The sequence below is a fragment of the Elusimicrobiota bacterium genome (genome assembly GCA_016180815.1).
Lineage (GTDB): Bacteria > Elusimicrobiota > Elusimicrobia > JACQPE01 > JACQPE01 > JACPAN01.
The window spans coordinates 102,854-119,356 of the sequence record JACPAN010000010.1 but is presented as its reverse complement, the minus strand read 5'-3'; the positions used below and the strand labels follow the sequence as shown (position 1 = coordinate 119,356).

The window sequence follows — 16,503 nt, the reverse complement described above, 5'->3', positions numbered from 1 at the left end:
CGGCTTAGAAATGCTAAATATTGCCTGTGGGGAGGAATTTCTCCAAATTTTTCGGCGCAACGCTGATTTCCCGCGTTTTCGGCTACTTGCGCGATTTGTCCATCGCTCACTTCGTTGGCGGCGGCGGTTGGGCCGATCTTTATTTTGCGACGTTCCGCTTGGCCAACTTATTGCGCAATTTGGTCGGGGAGGGCGGGCTTTATGCGGCGTATACGCCCGTTTATGCCCCGCTTGTCGCCCAAGATAAGGAAGATGCCGCGCGATTTGCCGGATCTTATGCCGGCCGGTTGGCGGCTGTTTTGGCGGTCATCGTAGGTCTGGGTATTTTATTCGCCGAACCCTTGACCCGCGGCATGCTCCTGGGGTTTTCGGCGGATCCGGAAAAAATGGTTTGGGCCGTGACCTTGACCAAAATTTTGCTCCCTTTTCTTTTGTTCGTCACTTTGGCGGCCTGGGCTCAAGCCACCCTCCAGGCGCACAATAAATTTTTTTGGTCCAGCCTGTCGCCGGCGTTCGCTTCGATCGCCATCATCGCCTATTTCTTGATGTCGCGTTCAAGCGCGCCGGGCCCGCGCCTGTTGATCGTGGGTTTGGCCTGGGCGACGACGATCGGAGGGTTTCTGCAGTTCGCGGTTCTCTGGCCCCAGCTCCACGGCGTGATCGGCCGTTTGAAGTGGCGCTCATTTTGGGCCGGCCATCCGGAGCTCAAAAAATCCCTGCTTTTGTTCGGGCCCTACACCCTGACGTTTTCGCTGGATCAAGTGAACGGTTTCGTGGGCACGTTTTTCGGAAGTTTTGCGGAGGCGGGCACGATCGCCGCGCTTTATAATTCCAGCAGGCTGATCCAATTGCCGTTGGGGCTGGTGGGCGTGGGGTCTTTGGTCACCGCGCTTCCCCTGTTGTCGCAGGAAGCTCAGCGCAACGATCGAGCGGCGGTGCGGCGTTTGGCTTGGTCTCAGGCCAAGCGTATGCTGATGTTTGAAATTCCCGCGATCCTCGCCTTTATTTTTTTTGGGGAACTGATCATCCGCCTTCTCTATTTTCACGGGCGCTTCCAGGAACAAGCCCTTTACCTGACGGCCAAAGTGCTGGCTGTATCAAGCCCCACGCTGCTCTTTTATTCGCTCCAAAAAATTTTCTTGGGCCTTTTTTATGCCCACCGCGACACCAAAAGTTTGGTGCTGACCAGCGTCCTGCAATTGTTCGTCAGCGCATCGGGATGTTTCCTTTTGCTTGAGAGCTTGGGCGCCGTGGGCATCGGCCTGGCCTTCACCGGATCGAGTTTGGTCGGTCTAGTCGCCATGTTTTTGATCGTTAAAAAGAAAAATTACCTATGAGTTCATTCGCGGGGCTCGGATTATCCGAGCTTCCTTCCGGCCCCGGCGTTTATTTGATGCGGGATGCCTCCGGCCGTATTATTTATATCGGCAAAGCCAACGACATTAAGAAGCGGGTTTCCTCGTATTTTCAAAAAACGGACGTGGGGCCGAAAATTCAGGCGCTCGTAGAAGTCGTCCGCCGCGTGGATTACGTTTTATGCGCCAGCGAGCGCGAAGCCCTTCTCCTGGAGGAATCCTGGATCAAGAAATATCAGCCCGTGTTCAACGCCATGTGGAAGGACGACAAATCGTACCCTTACGTCGTCTTGACCATGCAGGAAGATTTCCCCAGGCTTTACCTGGCCAGGAAAAAGCACATCCCTCCGGGAGCCTCGGCGTTCGGGCCTTATCCGGACGTCAGCAAAGTGAAAGGCCTGATCCGGACGCTTTTTCGAAGAGGCGCGGTTCCTCTTCGTCCTTGCCGCTGGGATTTTTCTTTGAAAAAGCCGTTGGCCCAAAAAATCATTAATTCCTGCCTGTATTTTCATACCGCCCAATGCCCGGCGCCCTGCGCCGGCAACATCAGCAAGACGGATTATCGAAACATCGCGCAAAAAGCGGCCCGGCTTTTCAGCGGGCAACGGTCACGGCTGGTCTCATCGCTGAAAGCCCGGATGACAACCGCGGCCAAGCAGTTGGCGTTTGAGGAAGCCCAACGGATCAAGGGGGAAGTCGAGGCCCTGGAGCATATCGGGGAACGGGTGCTTTTGTCTGAAATTCAAGCCGAGGACCTCGCCTCTTTGTATGAGCCGAAAGCCGCCGTGAAAAAACTTCAGGAGGCCTTGGGGACCGGGGGCCGGCCCCGGCATATCGAGGGTTTCGATATTTCAACGTTGTTCGGAACGCATTCGGTCGGTTCCATGGTTTGTTTTATGGACGGCCGCCCCAATAAGGCGCATTACCGTCGTTTCGGCATCAAAAGCGTTGCCGGAATCGATGACTTTTCCATGATGCGTGAAGTCGTTTCCCGGCGCTATCGCCGCCTGATCGAAAGCAAGGAGAGATTGCCTGATTTGATTTTGATCGATGGAGGCCTGGGCCAGCTTTCAGCCGCCCGCTCCGCTCTGGAAACGGTGTTACCCGCGCCGGGTAAGAGCACCCGGCCCGCGTTGGCGGCCTTGGCTAAGCAGGAAGAGACGCTCTATCTGGATCGTTCGCCCGGACCCCCCAAGGAAATCCGCCTGGCCAAATCGCACGAGGGACTGAAACTGTGCATGTGGATCCGGGACGAAGCCCATCGTTTTGCTATAACTTACCACAAGAAATTGCGCAAGAAAAAGTTCTTGGAGGCCTCATGAAAAGCTGGAAATTAATTTTATCGGCCGGTTTATTGTGTTGGCGGCCTTCGCTTTACGCCGTCCCCCCGAAGCCTCCGATTGAGAAGCATACCCTGGCCAACGGCATCCGCGTGCTGCTTTACCCGCGCCATTCCATGCCGGGAGTCGCCTTCCGAATTTATTACCGCGTGGGATCCGTGGATGAGGAGATGGGTCAAACCGGCTTGGCGCATATGTTCGAGCACATGGCTTTTAAAGGCACAAAGACGGTAAACACGAAGAATTACCACAAGGAGAAAACCGTTTTAAATGCGATTGAGGACATCGCGGAAAAAATCAATAAAGAGCAGGCGCGTCCCGGCGGCCCCGACCTGAAAAAACTCGCTAAGCTTCAAGCCGAACTTCAGGCCAAGCAGGCCGAAGCCGAACAATATGAGATCAAGGACGAGTACGAAAAAATTTACGAGGCCAACGGCGCTTGGGGATTTAACGCCTTCACCTCGAACGATGTCACCGGGTATATGGTCAGTTTGCCGTCGAACCGTTTGGATTTGTGGCTGGCCATGGAATCGGACCGGTTCCAGAACGCGGTTCTGCGCGAGTTCTACCGCGAGCGCAACGTGGTCATGGAGGAACGCCGCATGCGAACCGAGTCCAATCCGTTGGGCAAACTCTACGAACTCTTCGCCGCCAATGCTTTTATCGTCAGCCCCTATCGCCGGGAAGTCGTTGGTTGGATGAGCGATTTGGAGCGCTTAACGGCCACCCAAGCCGAATGGTTTTTCGCCACGCGCTACGTGCCTTCGCGCTGCGTCATCTCTTTGGTGGGGGATTTTGATTCCAAAGAAACGCTTGTCAACATACGCAAATATTTCGAGTCCATCCCGGCCAGAGACGGCGCCGTCGAATTTTCGGGCGAGGAGCCGCCCCAGCAAGGCGAACGCCGCGTGGAGTTGATGTGGGAAGCGGAGCCTATCCTGCTGATGGGCTGGCATAAGCCCAATGCCCCTCACCCCGACGACACAAAACTGGCCCTGCTCTCCGATATTTTATCTTCCGGGCGCACCAGCCGTTTTTATCGCAATTTGATCGAGAAACAAGCGGTGGCGCAATCCGTCAATGCTTACCACGATGATCCGGGCGCCCGCTACCCGAATCTTTTTCTGGTGATGGGCTACCCGAGGAGTCCGCATAGCGCGTTGGACCTTGAGCGCGCCGTTGAACAAGAAATCGAAGCGATCAAGCAAAAGGCGCCCGAACTTTGGGAGCTTGAGCGCGCAAAAAACAATATGGAAGCCATGCTGGTCAAAATTTTGGACAACAACGAAGGCATCGCGGATACGATCACCATGAACGAGATTCTTTACGGGGATTGGTCTTATCATTGGGACGTCGCGACGCGATGGCAGGCGATTAAACCCGAAGAATTGACGGAAGCGGCGAAGAAATACTTGAACAGGGAGAATAAAACCGTGGGCTTTGTCACCAAAAAGAAAGGAGGCAATCTGTGAGGCCTTTTTTTATCGCTGCCGCGCTCGTTTCTTTAATCACCACCGGCGTCCGGGCGACGCCGCCTAAACTCCCCGAGCTCAAGCCGCTTCATTTTAGAGTGCCGAAAGGCAAGCGATTTGAGTTGAGCAATAAATTAGTGGTTTATTTTCTTGAGGATCATGAGCTGCCTCAGGTGCAGCTCTCCGTGATGTTCCATGGCGGCGCCGTGGCTGATCCTGCGGATAAAATCGGTCTTACGTCCCTTTATGCCGCGATTTGGCCTTATGGCGGAACCAAAAAAATTAAGGCGGATGAACTGACCAAGGAATTGGAATTGATGGCTTCCAGCGTGCATGCCGGCGCCGGGGAGGAGTCGGTCGGCCTGTCGCTTTTTTCTTTGAGCAAGAATTTTGACAGGACGCTCGATCTTTTCGCCCAGATCATGGTTGCGCCGTCTCTTGACGCCGGGAAGCTTGAGGTTGAGAAAAAGAAAGTTTTGGCCGGCATCGCTCGAAGAAACGACGAGCCCAGGAACATTGCAGCGAGAGAGTTTAAACGCGTCGTCTACGGACCGAATTCGCCTTGGGGTTGGCGCACGGAGCCGGCAACAATCCAAAAGATATCCCGCCGTGATTTGGTTGAGCTGCATCGCCGCCTCATTCACCCCAATAACGCGGTGGTCTCGGTCAGCGGGGATATTACTGAAGCCGAACTAAAAAGGAAATTGGAATGGGCTTTAGGTTCAAAAGTTTGGCCCATGGCGGCCGTGGAATCGCCGGCGGTCGGTTTGAGTCCCGGCTCGTCATCCAGGGCGATCTACTTAGCCCACAAAAAAACGGCCCAACAAAGCGCCATTAGGCTGGGCCGCTTGGGCGTCTCCCGGCATCATCCGGATTTTTTCAAGCTCAAGGTTCTTGATGAAATTTTAGGCGGTGGTTTTTCTTCCAGACTTTTCCGTAATATCCGGTCGAGGAAAGGTTTGGCGTATTCGGTCGGCAGCGGATTCACTACGCCTCAGGTCGATGGTTTGATGCTTTGCGCAGTCGGCACCAAGGCTGAGACGACGGTCCGGGCTATCGAGGAAGTTTTGGCGGAGATCGAGTCTCTGCGGCAGGCGCCGCCGACGGATGAGGAATTGGAGATCGCCAAAAGCCAATTGATCAATTCCTTCGTGCAGAATTTTAGGACGACGGATCAGACGGCCGGGCGGATCGCCGAGCTTGAATTTTACGGCTACTCGAGCGATTACCTGGATACTTACACCGATCATCTCGCCAAGGTGAGCAAAGACGATGTTTGGCAGGCCGCTAAAAAGTATTGGGATCCCAAGAATGCCTTGATTTTGGTTGTCGGCAACCCCGAAAAATTCGATAAAGACTTGTCTTCGTTGGGCGCGGTCAAGATTCTGGACCCCGACAGCGGAGCGATTAAGGAGCCCCATGAACAAAATCCCAGAGGCGATCAGAAAAGCGCTCAAGAGTAGCGATCGATACCCCGCCGTCTTCCGCGAGATTTGGGGGGCTTGCGCCCGGATTCCGAAGGGGAGAGTGGCGACCTACGGTTCTTTGGCTCGATCAATCGGCCGGCCCCGGGCGGCGCGCGTCGTGGCTATGGCCATGGCCAGGAACCCTTTTGCTCCGGATATCCCTTGCCACCGCGTGGTTCGTTCGGACGGCTCGCTCGGCGGTTATTCCGCGTCCGGCGGGGTGGGGGCCAAGCGCCGGCTTTTAGAGCGTGAAGGCGTGCTTTTCGGCGACCGGGGCGGGGTTGCAAAAGCCTGTCTCTTGGAAACAGCCTGAGTCCCCAGCGCCGCGCTCAGGAAGCGGCGCAGTTGGCGGACTTCAGCGTTTTTGGGATCGATGCGCAGGGATTTGACCAGCAGCTGATCGGCGGTTTTGCGATAAATTTTCTTTTGATCTTCTTTCGTCTCTTTGCGATTGGCCAAGGCCAGCCAAGCTTTGGCGGCCTGATAATAACCGCTCGATAACATGGTTTTTGCGGGGTTTAAATCCTGCGATCCGTGGCGTTCGATTAAATTCAGTCCTTTCTCGAAATAATCCAAGGCTGTTTTGGGCTCTCCTTTGTCGGCGTAGATCATCCCTAATTCAATATGGGCGTTGCCGAAATCAGGGAATTGTTCCACGGATTTCCGATAAAGTTTTTCGGCTTGTTCCCGGCTTATATAAGCCGCGGCGTGGCGGCCCTGGTAAAGGTTGTCCGCTGCGCGTTTGAAGTTTTCATCGCCGTTGTATTTGACGAAGAATGTTTTTATGTGCTCCAGCAGGGGCTGATGGCGCCGTCTCAATTGTTCGTACCCGGGAGCCATGACCGTCTGCATGAGGTTGTCTTGTTCCGCGCCGGAAAGCTTGAGGTAGCGCTCTTCGGTCATGAAGCGGTCCATGGCTTGCACCATGCGTTTGCGCGAAGCCTGGCCGGATTCCCAGTGATCCAGGGCATGGCGCCAATGTTCAAAATGGGCGGGCATATCTCCGGCTTGCTGGAACCTGAGCGCCTGGCCCACGTCGACGCTGAACATGATGGTGTGAAAGGCCAACAAGCAGGTTCCCAGCGTCAAGCTTGACTCGCTGGTGGGTGTTTTGATCCGGTTCAGGCTTTCATCGATGGTTTTTACGAACCCTTCGTCTTCGTAAGCCAGCAGCGAACCCGCGGCCGAGACCGCGACCACGCAGGCGTCCATTTGGCTTGATTCCTTGGCGTTGAACGACCGGAAAAATTCATCAAGTTTTTCGCGCAAAAGGCGTTTGCTGTCCTCAGTTTCGTTTTTTAGGTGGAATCTTGACAGGTACGCTATTTTACGGGCCTCGATTTGGGCCTCCCGAGCGGTCATGGCGCGCGTCAAGCTGCTTCTGGCGAAAGCCCAACTCATCAAGATAATGACGGAGAGGGCCATTCCCGCGTAGGGAGCGATGCTGGTTTCTTTTTTCCAAAAGGCGCAAAGGGCGCCTAGGCCCAAACCAAGAATCGCGGCCAAGGGCAAACCCATGCTTAAGATTTTGGCGATGAAGAAGACGCGCTGATACACCTGGATGTTTTTAAAGGCGAAATCCAATATCAAAAGGCTTAAGATCGCAGCCAGAGCCCAGGCCAACGGCAATAAAACTGCGGTTAAACCGGTTTTAGAAGAGTAATACACGAATAATCCCTACTATAGGCTAGGCGGGAAAGTCCCTGTTAGCCAGGGTTAATTCGCGTTTGCCAGGAAGGTTAAAAAAAAGCGGTGCCAGCGGGTATCTGCGGTCAATTCCGGATGAAAACTGGTGGCCAGGAGGTTTTTTTGACGGGCGGCGACGATGGCGCCTTTCGGGAGCCTGGCTAAGACCTCGACGTCCGGGCCGGCGCGTTCGATTAAAGGGGCGCGTATGAAAACGGCGCGGAATGCCCCGAAAGGAGATTCAAGGTCGGCTTCGAAGCTTTCCGTTTGGCGGCCGAAAGCGTTTCGTCTGACTTCGATATCCATCAAGGCCAGGTGCGCAGGTTCCGGGCCGATGTTTTTAGCCAAAAAAATCATCCCGGCGCAGGTGCCCCAGACCGGGCGGCCCGAACCGGCAAAACGGCGCAGGGGTTCCAGAAGACCGTAATCCCGGGCCAAGCGGCCGATGGTCGTGCTTTCGCCGCCGGGGATAATCAGGCCGTTTAAATCTTGCAAATCTTGTTCTCGACGCACTTCGCGGGCTTGGGCGTTGAGCGAGCTCAGCATCAAGGCATGTTCATGAAAATCCCCTTGCAGGGCGAGAATGCCGATTTTAACCACGAACTTAGAGGCCGCGGGCGGCGAGTTGTTGTGTTTCGGGGATGGTTCTAGCCGCGATGCCGGACATGGGTTCGCCGAGGCCCTTGGAAACCTCGACGATAACGGCCGGGTCATGATAATGCGTGGTCGCCCGGACAATGGCCTGGGCTCGTTTGGCGGGATCACCGGACTTGAAGATGCCGCTGCCCACAAAAACCCCTTCCATGCCCAATTGCATCATCAACGCCGCGTCCGCAGGCGTCGCAATGCCGCCGGCCGCAAAATTGACCACCGGTAATTTGCCGTTGGCCGCCACTTCTTTGACCAAGGCCGGGGGAACGCGCATGTCTTTAGCCGCCCGCTTAAGCTCTTTGCCGCTGAGATCCTTGAGCGCAAGAATTTCACGTTTGAGCGCGCGCGCATGGCGCACGGCTTCGACGACATCGCCAGTTCCGGCTTCGCCCTTGGTGCGGATCATGGCCGCGCCTTCCGCGATGCGGCGCAGGGCTTCTCCGAGATTGCGGCAGCCGCAGACAAAAGGGACGTTAAACGGCTGCTTGTCGATATGGTGTTCTTCGTCGGCCGGGGTCAACACTTCGGACTCATCGATAAAATCAACGCCCATGGATTGGAGGGCCTGGGCTTCGACGAAATGGCCGATGCGGCATTTGGCCATCACCGGGATGGACACGGCCTCCATGATTTTCAGAATTTTTTCAGGATCGGCCATGCGCGCGACGCCGCCTTCCCTGCGGATATCCGCGGGCACGCGCTCCAAGGCCATGACCGCGCAAGCGCCGGCTTCCTCGGCGATTTTGGCTTGGTCCGCGGTGGTGACGTCCATGATGACGCCGCCTTTGAACATTTGGGCCAAACCTGATTTGACGGTCCAAGTCCCGGTGGTTTTTTCCATGACGAAATCATCATAGAAAATTTGGCTCATTCTTTGAGTTCTCTGACAGTGACTTCAACAAGCGCCGGCGTTTGCGCGATCACTGTTTTGCGTCCCAGAATCAACTTAACCGTCGTTTGCAGTTGCCAGGTCTCTATATTGACAACACCGGATGATTTACAGGGGCCGGAGAGCTCCAGTTGCAGTTGCAAGAGCATCTCTTGATCGTTTTTGGGGTTGGCGACAGGCAAAACATTGGCGAGGAATCCCCATTTTTTATAACCAGCCTTTTTATCGTTGCCGGAAACCAGTTGTTTTTCGCCGCCGGAGAGATGGCTCGCGGACGTCCCTTCCGTCGCGGCGAAATTAACGGAACCTTCCAAGTCCTTGTATTTCGCCTCGATTTCAATTTGAAAGGTTTTGCCGTTTTGCCAAGCAGCGGCCATTCGTTTCTCAACCGGATTCGCTTTTTTGCCCGCCGCCGACGCCATCGCCGCCAAAAACAAAATTGTTCCCAGGCAGAGCAGGGTTGCATTTTTTTTGTTGCCCATGGACATCCCTGATATTTTACATTTGATACTTCTGACCTTACCTATCCTGCTTCAAATTTTGGACTTGAGAGTTGTTAAGGGTCCTTAAGGCAGATCGGAGGTGCGGCTCGAAAAATGCTTTAGCTTGAAATAATCTTGCGCTTTTTCAAGCACGTTGTCACGGGCGATGGCCGGCCCCGGCTTTCCGGATGTCCGATTAAAAAAATTGACCGCGTCAAGAGCCTGGCTGACTTGCCATGGCCGGCAATGCTGATCATCGTTTAACCATTGGGCGAAGGCCTGAAGATCATCTTGTTTTCCTTCGGCCAGCGCGTTGAGGGGAGTTCCCTGAATCTTGTATATTGAAAAATTGTTGTTTGGGGAGGATAGGCCGCCCGATGAGAAACAGAGAACCGGGGAGCTCAGAAGCTCAGGGCAAGTTTGTCCGTGTTAGTGACTATTTTGCTGAGCTTTACGTGGCTGGCCGTTTGGCGGATGCGGGGTGGAACATCTACTTTCCGCATCGCGACCAGGGCTTTGATTTCATCATCACGAAGTACCCAATTGGCGTTCCAATTATCCGCCCAGTTCAAGTGAAGGGCAAATACCCAAGATCGGGAACTGCCGATAAGGATGCGTATGGTTATACTGAGGAGCTGAGCGAGCTACATGATGAGATGGTCCTCGCAATCCCGTACTTTTCGTCTCAAAACCCTTCCGAGCCAGTTTGCGTTGCATATATGCCTAGAAATCAGATCAAACCGACGGGAAGAGGATGGCGGTGCCAGCCGGCTACGTTAAGGAATGGTGTGCCAAAACCTCGTAGAGATTACGCGAAATTTTTTGATTCGGGAGGCATTAGCTTGTTGGAGGAACTGGAGTGGCCGGACTCGTCGATCGAAACAGCAGAAAAGTGGAGCCCCTAACCCTTCAGCAGACCGCGGCTTCGAAGGAGTTCCTATGGCCGCGGCTGCTGAGCGGCAGCGTTAGGGGTCCCCAAGAGGAAACATGTCAGCACAAGTGGCAACGGCATTAATCGCAATGTTCGGCGGTATCACCGTCGCAGGGCTGAGCTATTGGTTCACCAAGCAACGGGAGCGCGAGGCCGACTGGCGAAAGGAAAAGCTGGAGCACTACAAGGATTTTGTAGCCAGCTTAAGCGGCGTAATTTCAGGGGAAGCCACTCCTGAGGGCCACAGGAATTTTTCGCGCGCGTGCAATAAGATGATGCTGGTAGCACCTCAACAAGTGATGGATGCGCTTCACGGATTTCAGCAGGAAATTAAAATCTCAAATAAGGACAAATCTCTTGAACGTCATGATGCGCTGATGTCCAAATTCTTTTTTGAGATCCGCAAGGATTTGGCGATTTCTCCTTCGGACGATCCGGAAACGTTTAAAGTTTGGCTCTGGGCGTCAGGCCAAAAGCCAAGGGACCCCTAACCAATGGATAGAGCGGTCGGCGGCTCGGTGAGGGATATCTTGATAGCCGCCGCCACTCATCCTCGGCGTTAGCCACACTATGAATAAAGAGATGGCGCTTACCAAGCTAGATGTAGCAAAACGGCAACTTGAAACTGCCGTTACGCTCTATTTTAACGATGCTGATCCGGTGTCAATTCATACTCTCACATGTGCATCGCACGAAGTCCTGGTAACGCTCAACAAGGAGGCAGGGAATTCACCAACAATAATGAGCGATTCGTTGATTAACGAGCAGTACAAAGAGGAATTTAGAGGGTGGCTGAAAGAAGCAAGAAATTTCTTTAAACATGCCGACAGGGACCCAAAAGGTATTTTTACTTTCTACCCAGATATTAATGATTACTTCCTTCTAGTGCTCTGACCGCATGAAATACAGAAAATTATTATTACCCAGCGCGCCATATTGGTTATCCTTAGCGTATGGCGTACAAATCAGGGAAGGGGAGAAAGAAGAGAAATGGGAAGTTGAAGCTAAAATTGCTGCCGAAGGATAGGAAAAGACTCAAGGAGCTTATGAGCAAAGGCAGAGAATCCGTCAGGGTTGTAAAAAGGGCGCGAATTTTACAGTTATTGGATGCGGGGAAATCAGGGCAGGCCGCTGCCGAGGCGGCTGGCGCCGCGATTGCCACTGCCTATGAGACCGCATGGCGGTATGAGCAGGGCGGCTTTAATCGTGCTTTACGGGATGCGCCTCGTCCTGGAAAGGCCCCCGCGCTCAACGACAAACAGCGGCAAAAAATCGTTGCCATGGTCTGCAGCGCGCCGCCGGCAGGATTCGCTCGTTGGAGCGTGCGCTTAATCGTCGAAGAGGTTCGCAAACGCAAGTTGGTACCCAGGGTGGGACGGGAAACCGTCCGGGTTCTCCTAAAAAGCCACCACCTCAAACCCTGGCGGGAAAAAAATGTGGTGCATTCCTGAATTGACGACGGAATACGTTGAAAAGATGGAGGATGTCCTGGACCTTTACGAAAAACCCTTGGACAAGAAAGAGCCAGTTGTCTGCTTGGATGAAAAGCCGGTGCAATTACTCCAAGACGCCCGGCCCTCTCTGCCGGCGGACAAGCCCGGGACTATTTTCAAACGCGACAGCGAATATGTCCGAAGTGGAACCGCCAACGTGTTCTGCGCCGTAGAACCCAAGGCGGGGCGTCATATCACGAAGGTGACCAAGAATCGAAAGGGACCCCAGTTCGCCAAAATAATCTCCAGGATCGCAAAGGCCTATCCTAAAGCCAGGACAATCCACCTGGTCGTGGACAATCTCAATACCCACTGCGGGAAATCCTTGACGGACTTCTACGGGAAGAAGCGGGGCGCAAGCATCTGGAACCGGTTTACAATCCACTACACTCCAAAACATGGAAGCTGGCTTGACCAGGCGGAGATTGAGATTGGGGTGTTTTCCCGTCAGTGTCTCGGCAAGGATCGTATTGGAGACATTCAATCCTTGCGGTCTCAGGCCTCCGCCTGGAATCGTCAAGCGAACCGTCGGCGACTCAAGATTGACTGGAGATTTACGGTCAAGGATGCGAGGAAGAAATTCAAATATAATTTTATGGATTCTATGCGGTCAGAGCACTAGATTCATGCGAGACGTACCAGATACTAACAGGAGAGGAAGTCCCTCACTTTATTATTTTTCGTGGCTGGTTCAATGCACAGCATCCGCACATCATGAACACGCCCACGAATGCGGGAATCCGCCGTGATTACGGAGATAATAAGCTTAAGTTCTTCTCATCCCTACTTGCGGCTTCCGTGGTACTGGTACTAAGGTGTGGCTAACAAGTCGCTACAACCGACCGCAGGCAGCGCGGCGGCTGAGCTCGGTCGTTAGGCGTACCGGACACAAAGGATCCTATGCTGAAAAATGTCAGCCCAGCGTCGGTGAGACAATTCTGCATAATGGCGGGCTTTTTGTTTTTTTCTCCGTTTGCTCTAATCGCGGGCATTGAAATCTACACCGGCGAAGCGAACGTTTCACAGAGGAGGCCGCTGCCGAACCTTAGTGTCCGTCGGGAGGAGAATCCTTCCCTATATTGGGCGTACGTGAAGTAAAAATTGGCCATCTCCGGGACAGTCGCAGGAGCCTTGATAGCCTTCGGGCAGTTTATTATGTGGCTGATCGGTTGCCCGGAAGTCCGAAGACATGGGATGATGACGCCTAACATCAACTTGAGCTCTGGCGGCCAGCAAGGGGTTTCAGTAGCCGCCGCTGGGCAGTCCCCGTTAGGCCCTCTATATGAAGATTATTGATCAAAGTAGTTCCAGGCTTGTTCTTAGTGATTTCCCAACCTTTACGGTAGCGTGCTGCATATTATTCTTGGCTACCATGATTGTCGTCATAGTTATGAACCTTGAGCAGTTCGTCGGGCCGAAGCGTTTTATGATTACGGGCGGCGGTTTCTTCCTGACCTGGATGATGCTGAATATTGCTCAAAAGACGGAGATCATTTTGGACAGGGAATTGGATTGCTTCTCTTTGATTCGGCGAGGCCTGTTTAGCACAAAATTATTTAAATGCGCCTTGACGGATATTTCTTCTGTTCGCATACAGGAACTGCCGGGAGTCAAACCAACCGACCACTTTCGGCGCGTTGCCGTTCTGAGAAACGATGAGTGGATTCCTTTAACGGTCTATTGGCACACCAATAAGGATGAATGTCTGAGAATATCCAAAGCCATTGAAAGGATTTTGCATCTAGGCATACGGTTCGAAGGATGACAAGATGCCGGAAGAACCGAGAAGCGAGTCTTAGCCGAAGTTGAGCCCGATGAGCTGCTCATGCTGCGAAAGGCGCGGGTTCATGGCGTGAGCCGCTCAGCTTGAACGTTGGTTGGCTGGATTGGAGGTGGATAAGGGTTTAAGGCAGATTCGTCAAGGCTGTAATAATAGTTAAGCCCAGATTCGAAAAAAATTCAAGAAGGATTTAGCTTAAAGCAAATCTGCCAGTTGCTGCGGCATTACGCCTGCGTCTCGGCACAACTTACGCAGAAGACCGCGACCCAAGTCTTTGTGATGGCGAGGAATTGTCAGAGGCTTTCGGTTTTTACCGTCTGGATGAATTAAACGGGCGTGACTGCCACGCTGGCGGACCACTTTGTAGCCCAGCCGTTCAAACGCACGAATAGCCCGTTCGGGTGAAATAGTGGGTAATTCTTTAGACATTTACCATCGAGGTGATGGTATGAAAGGAAAAAGACTGCGGATGGTAATCACGCAAAACCTTACGATTTTCTTCTTCTTCGGCGCAAAGCGTTATGACTTCTTGAATATTTTTCAAAGCTTCATCCAAGGTTTTACCCTGAGTGTAACATCCGGAAAGCACTGGACACTCAACAACATAAAGCCCGTCTTCGTCTTTTTCAACCAATAGGGGCAGTTCTAATTTTCGCTTTGCCATACCCATATTATGACCCCTGTTTTAAGGATTTTCCAGCAGTCTTACTTAGTCCGCCGGATTGCTCCAAGATTTCAGATAAGTCAGTATCTCATTTTTTGTCATTGAGCGAAAAGTCGGCTTTTTAAACTTTTTCTTGCCGTCGGTTCACGGTTTTAGCCTCAAAAGGCCTCGGAATTTCTTCAGATCGAATATGGGGATTACTGCGAGGGTATTTCAATAAGAAAATTTAAGCCGAAACCGTGGACACGGCCATTTTAGGCGATTCCGTTGGCACAGTAAATTGGCATAGCGTGTCATAGTACGGGCTCGTAATGTTTGGACCCCCAGTTTGGGCCTGACCTGGTCTTGACAAGTGTAGTTCTTCATATTAAAATGTTCAATATAAATGAACACTATCGTTTTAGAGAACACTATAGAGCTGGCTAAGGCTTGTATGGAGAGGCTCAAAGAAGCCATGGGGCCTGGGTTGCCTCTTCGTTTGGAAGCGGCGAAACGCGGTTATGATTTTGACCTCCACATCGGAACTAAGCCGGCTGTGAATTTGGCCATAGAGGTGAAGGCGCGAATTGACAACCGTAACCAAGCGCTTCATATTATTCTTCAGTTGAAAGGCCAAGCCGGCAATGCGGGAGCGATGGTTTTTACCCATTGGATTCCGGAGCCGGCGGCGGAGGAGTTCCGCAGAGCGGGCGTTTTTTTTATTGACGCTCAAGGCAACGCTTTTATCCAGAAGCCTCCGCAAGTGGTGGTTGATATTCGGGGCAGGAAACCGGATCGGCCCTTGAAAGCTGAGCCGGGAAGGCTCATCGAGATGGGCGGGCTTAAAATTATTCATTATCTTCTCACTCACCCCCAAGCCGTGGGAGACCCTTTGCGAGCGATCGCGGGAGGGGCGGATGTTGCCCTCGGGACCGCGCAAGCCGTCATGAAAGAACTGCAAAATGGGCAGTGGCTTTTGCCTGCGGCTGGGGGCACGAAGCGATTCGGCGATATTAAGGGGTTGATTGAGTTATTTGTGCGAGGGTATGCCTTTAAGCTGCGGCCTGTATGCCTGCTGGGGCGTTACAGGCACAAGATGCGGGCGCCGCAGGAAATTCTTGAAGGATTTGCGCAGCGTTTGGCCGGTATGGGAGGCCACTGGGCCGTTACCGGCGGCATGGCCGCGCGGGAGATGACTCATTATTTGGAGCCGGATGCCGTTGCGCTTTTTGTGGACGATCAAGCGAGGACGAAGCTGGAGGGGGAGCCTATGCTGCGCGATGATGCGGCCGGCAATGTGACGGTGTTCCGGCTCTTTGGCGCCGCGGCGATCGGGGGTGAATTGAAAGTTCCATGGCCCTTGGCGACTCCTCTTTTAATTTATGCCGAGCTTCTGGAGGCCGGAGGCGCGCGCGAGGTGGAAACGGCGCAAATGATTTACGAACGCTTCCTTGAAGCCGGAAGTGTTCATGGATAAAGCGCTTAAGAAGGCGGTTGAGGAAGTTTGCGGAGCCGCGGAAAGCCTTAAACTCGACATCGTTTTAGTCGGGGCGTTGATGGCGGAGTTTACGCCGGAGATGGGCTCCGATTATCCGCGGTTCCGGCGCACCAACGACGCCGACTTCGGCGTGTACGTGCGTGACTGGCCTACTTATCAAAAGTTTCACGAAGAACTGATGAAGCGCGATTTTAAGCCCAATCCCAGAATTGAACATCGCTTGCACCTTGGGACCGCGATGGTTGATCTCATTCCATACGGGCGGGAGATTGCCCCGGATGGAAAGATAACTTGGCCGAAATCCGAACTTGAAATGTCGGTGTTGGGTTTTGATGAAGTCTGCGCCGCGGCGCGTAAGGCCGCTTCGGAGAAGGAACTTCCCGTGCCGGTGATCACTGTGTCTGGTTTTGTTCTTTTGAAAGTGATTGCCTATCTTGAACGCAAGGCGCGCAATGACGCGAAGCGCCGGGATGACGCCAGGGATATTGAGTACTGGCTTCACAATTATGCCGGCGGCATTAAAGATGACCGGCGCTTTGATTTGGCCGGAAAGCCTGGCTTGGTCCATGAGGACTATGAGACCGCCGGGGCCGCATTGCTTGGCAGGGAGGTCCGCGCGCTCGCGTCCTCGGATGCCGCGGCCTACGTGGAGCGGTTATTGAAGGAATCCGAGGACCCGGATTCGCCGTTTATGGATGCTTTGGCCGCAGGTTTTCTTGAGGAGAGCGCCGATAAAAAGAGAGCGGAGGGCCGTGCTCTATTGGCCGCTTTCAAAAAAGGTTTTCAATCAGAGAGACCTTGATATTTTAATAAGAAA

Annotated in this window: 19 protein-coding genes; 13 read left to right on the top strand and 6 right to left on the bottom strand. The window is 53.3% G+C overall.

Annotation, left to right across the window (positions count from 1 at the left end; all coding sequences use genetic code 11):
- Positions 1-26 precede the first annotated feature (26 nt).
- Genes murJ through HYT79_05560 form a run of 5 tightly spaced genes read left to right on the top strand, consistent with a single transcriptional unit; the run spans position 27 to position 5,946 of the window.
- Positions 27-1,337: a murein biosynthesis integral membrane protein MurJ gene (murJ, locus tag HYT79_05580; protein ID MBI2070056.1), complete on the top strand. Its 1,311-nt coding sequence runs from the start codon at positions 27-29 to the stop codon at positions 1,335-1,337.
- Complete coding sequence (locus HYT79_05575; GenBank protein MBI2070055.1) at positions 1,334-2,677, top strand: excinuclease ABC subunit UvrC; 1,344 nt, start codon at positions 1,334-1,336, stop codon at positions 2,675-2,677. Before murJ ends, HYT79_05575 begins: the two co-directional genes overlap by 4 nt.
- Positions 2,674-4,167 carry an insulinase family protein gene (locus tag HYT79_05570; GenBank protein MBI2070054.1) on the top strand — a complete coding sequence of 498 codons (1,494 nt, stop codon included), beginning with the start codon at positions 2,674-2,676 and terminating at the stop codon, positions 4,165-4,167. Before HYT79_05575 ends, HYT79_05570 begins: the two co-directional genes overlap by 4 nt.
- Complete coding sequence (locus tag HYT79_05565; GenBank protein MBI2070053.1) at positions 4,164-5,630, top strand: insulinase family protein; 1,467 nt, start codon at positions 4,164-4,166, stop codon at positions 5,628-5,630. Before HYT79_05570 ends, HYT79_05565 begins: the two co-directional genes overlap by 4 nt.
- A complete protein-coding gene (locus tag HYT79_05560; protein ID MBI2070052.1) occupies positions 5,587-5,946 on the top strand; it encodes an MGMT family protein in 360 nt (119 codons plus the stop codon). The genes HYT79_05565 and HYT79_05560 overlap by 44 nt, the downstream gene beginning before the upstream one ends.
- On the opposite strand, the gene HYT79_05555 is transcribed toward HYT79_05560, so the two are convergent.
- From HYT79_05555 to HYT79_05540, 4 genes are read right to left on the bottom strand one after another with little or no spacing between them, the layout of a single operon-like run.
- Positions 5,835-7,301, bottom strand: a complete 1,467-nt coding sequence (locus tag HYT79_05555; GenBank protein MBI2070051.1) for a hypothetical protein — start codon at positions 7,299-7,301, stop codon at positions 5,835-5,837. The two genes, HYT79_05560 and HYT79_05555, sit on opposite strands and share 112 nt — an antisense overlap.
- A 48-nt stretch (positions 7,302-7,349) precedes the next feature.
- Positions 7,350-7,919: a pyridoxal 5'-phosphate synthase glutaminase subunit PdxT gene (pdxT, locus tag HYT79_05550; GenBank protein MBI2070050.1), complete on the bottom strand. Its 570-nt coding sequence runs from the start codon at positions 7,917-7,919 to the stop codon at positions 7,350-7,352.
- A gap of 4 nt (positions 7,920-7,923) precedes the next feature.
- Entirely contained in the window at positions 7,924-8,811 is an 888-nt protein-coding gene (gene pdxS, locus HYT79_05545) for a pyridoxal 5'-phosphate synthase lyase subunit PdxS (GenBank protein MBI2070049.1), read from the bottom strand.
- A gap of 26 nt (positions 8,812-8,837) precedes the next feature.
- Entirely contained in the window at positions 8,838-9,347 is a 510-nt protein-coding gene (locus tag HYT79_05540; protein ID MBI2070048.1) for a hypothetical protein, read from the bottom strand.
- Between the two features lie 371 nt (positions 9,348-9,718).
- On the opposite strand from HYT79_05540, the gene HYT79_05535 reads away from it, so the two are divergent.
- The 6 genes from HYT79_05535 (at position 9,719) to HYT79_05510 (ending at position 13,530) form a co-directional block, all read left to right on the top strand.
- Positions 9,719-10,246 carry a hypothetical protein gene (locus HYT79_05535; protein MBI2070047.1) on the top strand — a complete coding sequence of 176 codons (528 nt, stop codon included), beginning with the start codon at positions 9,719-9,721 and terminating at the stop codon, positions 10,244-10,246.
- A gap of 82 nt (positions 10,247-10,328) precedes the next feature.
- Positions 10,329-10,763: a hypothetical protein gene (locus HYT79_05530; GenBank protein MBI2070046.1), complete on the top strand. Its 435-nt coding sequence runs from the start codon at positions 10,329-10,331 to the stop codon at positions 10,761-10,763.
- Positions 10,764-10,842: 79 nt separating this feature from the next.
- Positions 10,843-11,166, top strand: coding sequence for a hypothetical protein (locus tag HYT79_05525; GenBank protein MBI2070045.1), 324 nt, complete (start codon positions 10,843-10,845; stop codon positions 11,164-11,166).
- Positions 11,167-11,225: 59 nt separating this feature from the next.
- Complete coding sequence (locus tag HYT79_05520) at positions 11,226-11,723, top strand: helix-turn-helix domain-containing protein (GenBank protein ID MBI2070044.1); 498 nt, start codon at positions 11,226-11,228, stop codon at positions 11,721-11,723.
- On the top strand, positions 11,707-12,387 hold the full coding sequence (locus HYT79_05515) for an IS630 family transposase (protein MBI2070043.1): 681 nt from the start codon (positions 11,707-11,709) through the stop codon (positions 12,385-12,387). The genes HYT79_05520 and HYT79_05515 overlap by 17 nt, the downstream gene beginning before the upstream one ends.
- Positions 12,388-13,137: 750 nt before the next feature.
- Positions 13,138-13,530: a hypothetical protein gene (locus tag HYT79_05510; GenBank protein MBI2070042.1), complete on the top strand. Its 393-nt coding sequence runs from the start codon at positions 13,138-13,140 to the stop codon at positions 13,528-13,530.
- Between the two features lie 210 nt (positions 13,531-13,740).
- Here HYT79_05510 and HYT79_05505 read toward each other — a convergent pair whose 3' ends face one another.
- Positions 13,741-13,974, bottom strand: coding sequence for a type II toxin-antitoxin system HicA family toxin (locus HYT79_05505; GenBank protein MBI2070041.1), 234 nt, complete (start codon positions 13,972-13,974; stop codon positions 13,741-13,743).
- Positions 13,967-14,215 carry a type II toxin-antitoxin system HicB family antitoxin gene (locus HYT79_05500; GenBank protein ID MBI2070040.1) on the bottom strand — a complete coding sequence of 83 codons (249 nt, stop codon included), beginning with the start codon at positions 14,213-14,215 and terminating at the stop codon, positions 13,967-13,969. The genes HYT79_05505 and HYT79_05500 overlap by 8 nt, the downstream gene beginning before the upstream one ends.
- A 379-nt stretch (positions 14,216-14,594) precedes the next feature.
- Between HYT79_05500 and HYT79_05495 the strand changes: the two genes are divergently transcribed.
- Both HYT79_05495 and HYT79_05490 read left to right on the top strand, forming a co-directional pair.
- A complete protein-coding gene (locus tag HYT79_05495; protein MBI2070039.1) occupies positions 14,595-15,665 on the top strand; it encodes a hypothetical protein in 1,071 nt (356 codons plus the stop codon).
- Entirely contained in the window at positions 15,658-16,488 is an 831-nt protein-coding gene (locus tag HYT79_05490) for a hypothetical protein (GenBank protein ID MBI2070038.1), read from the top strand. The genes HYT79_05495 and HYT79_05490 overlap by 8 nt, the downstream gene beginning before the upstream one ends.
- Positions 16,489-16,503 lie beyond the last annotated feature (15 nt).

Coding starts and splice junctions, on each gene's coding strand:
- HYT79_05575 (MBI2070055.1), top strand. CDS start 1,334: ATGAGTTCATTCGCGGGGCTCGGATTATCCGAGCTTCCTTCCGGCCCC.
- HYT79_05570 (MBI2070054.1), top strand. CDS start 2,674: ATGAAAAGCTGGAAATTAATTTTATCGGCCGGTTTATTGTGTTGGCGG.
- HYT79_05560 (MBI2070052.1), top strand. CDS start 5,587: ATGAACAAAATCCCAGAGGCGATCAGAAAAGCGCTCAAGAGTAGCGAT.
- pdxS (MBI2070049.1), bottom strand. CDS start 8,811: ATGGAAAAAACCACCGGGACTTGGACCGTCAAATCAGGTTTGGCCCAA.
- HYT79_05540 (MBI2070048.1), bottom strand. CDS start 9,347: ATGTCCATGGGCAACAAAAAAAATGCAACCCTGCTCTGCCTGGGAACA.
- HYT79_05535 (MBI2070047.1), top strand. CDS start 9,719: ATGAGAAACAGAGAACCGGGGAGCTCAGAAGCTCAGGGCAAGTTTGTC.
- HYT79_05530 (MBI2070046.1), top strand. CDS start 10,329: ATGTCAGCACAAGTGGCAACGGCATTAATCGCAATGTTCGGCGGTATC.
- HYT79_05525 (MBI2070045.1), top strand. CDS start 10,843: ATGAATAAAGAGATGGCGCTTACCAAGCTAGATGTAGCAAAACGGCAA.
- HYT79_05520 (MBI2070044.1), top strand. CDS start 11,226: ATGGCGTACAAATCAGGGAAGGGGAGAAAGAAGAGAAATGGGAAGTTG.
- HYT79_05515 (MBI2070043.1), top strand. CDS start 11,707: ATGTGGTGCATTCCTGAATTGACGACGGAATACGTTGAAAAGATGGAG.
- HYT79_05510 (MBI2070042.1), top strand. CDS start 13,138: ATGATTGTCGTCATAGTTATGAACCTTGAGCAGTTCGTCGGGCCGAAG.
- HYT79_05505 (MBI2070041.1), bottom strand. CDS start 13,974: ATGTCTAAAGAATTACCCACTATTTCACCCGAACGGGCTATTCGTGCG.
- HYT79_05500 (MBI2070040.1), bottom strand. CDS start 14,215: ATGGGTATGGCAAAGCGAAAATTAGAACTGCCCCTATTGGTTGAAAAA.
- HYT79_05495 (MBI2070039.1), top strand. CDS start 14,595: ATGAACACTATCGTTTTAGAGAACACTATAGAGCTGGCTAAGGCTTGT.
- HYT79_05490 (MBI2070038.1), top strand. CDS start 15,658: ATGGATAAAGCGCTTAAGAAGGCGGTTGAGGAAGTTTGCGGAGCCGCG.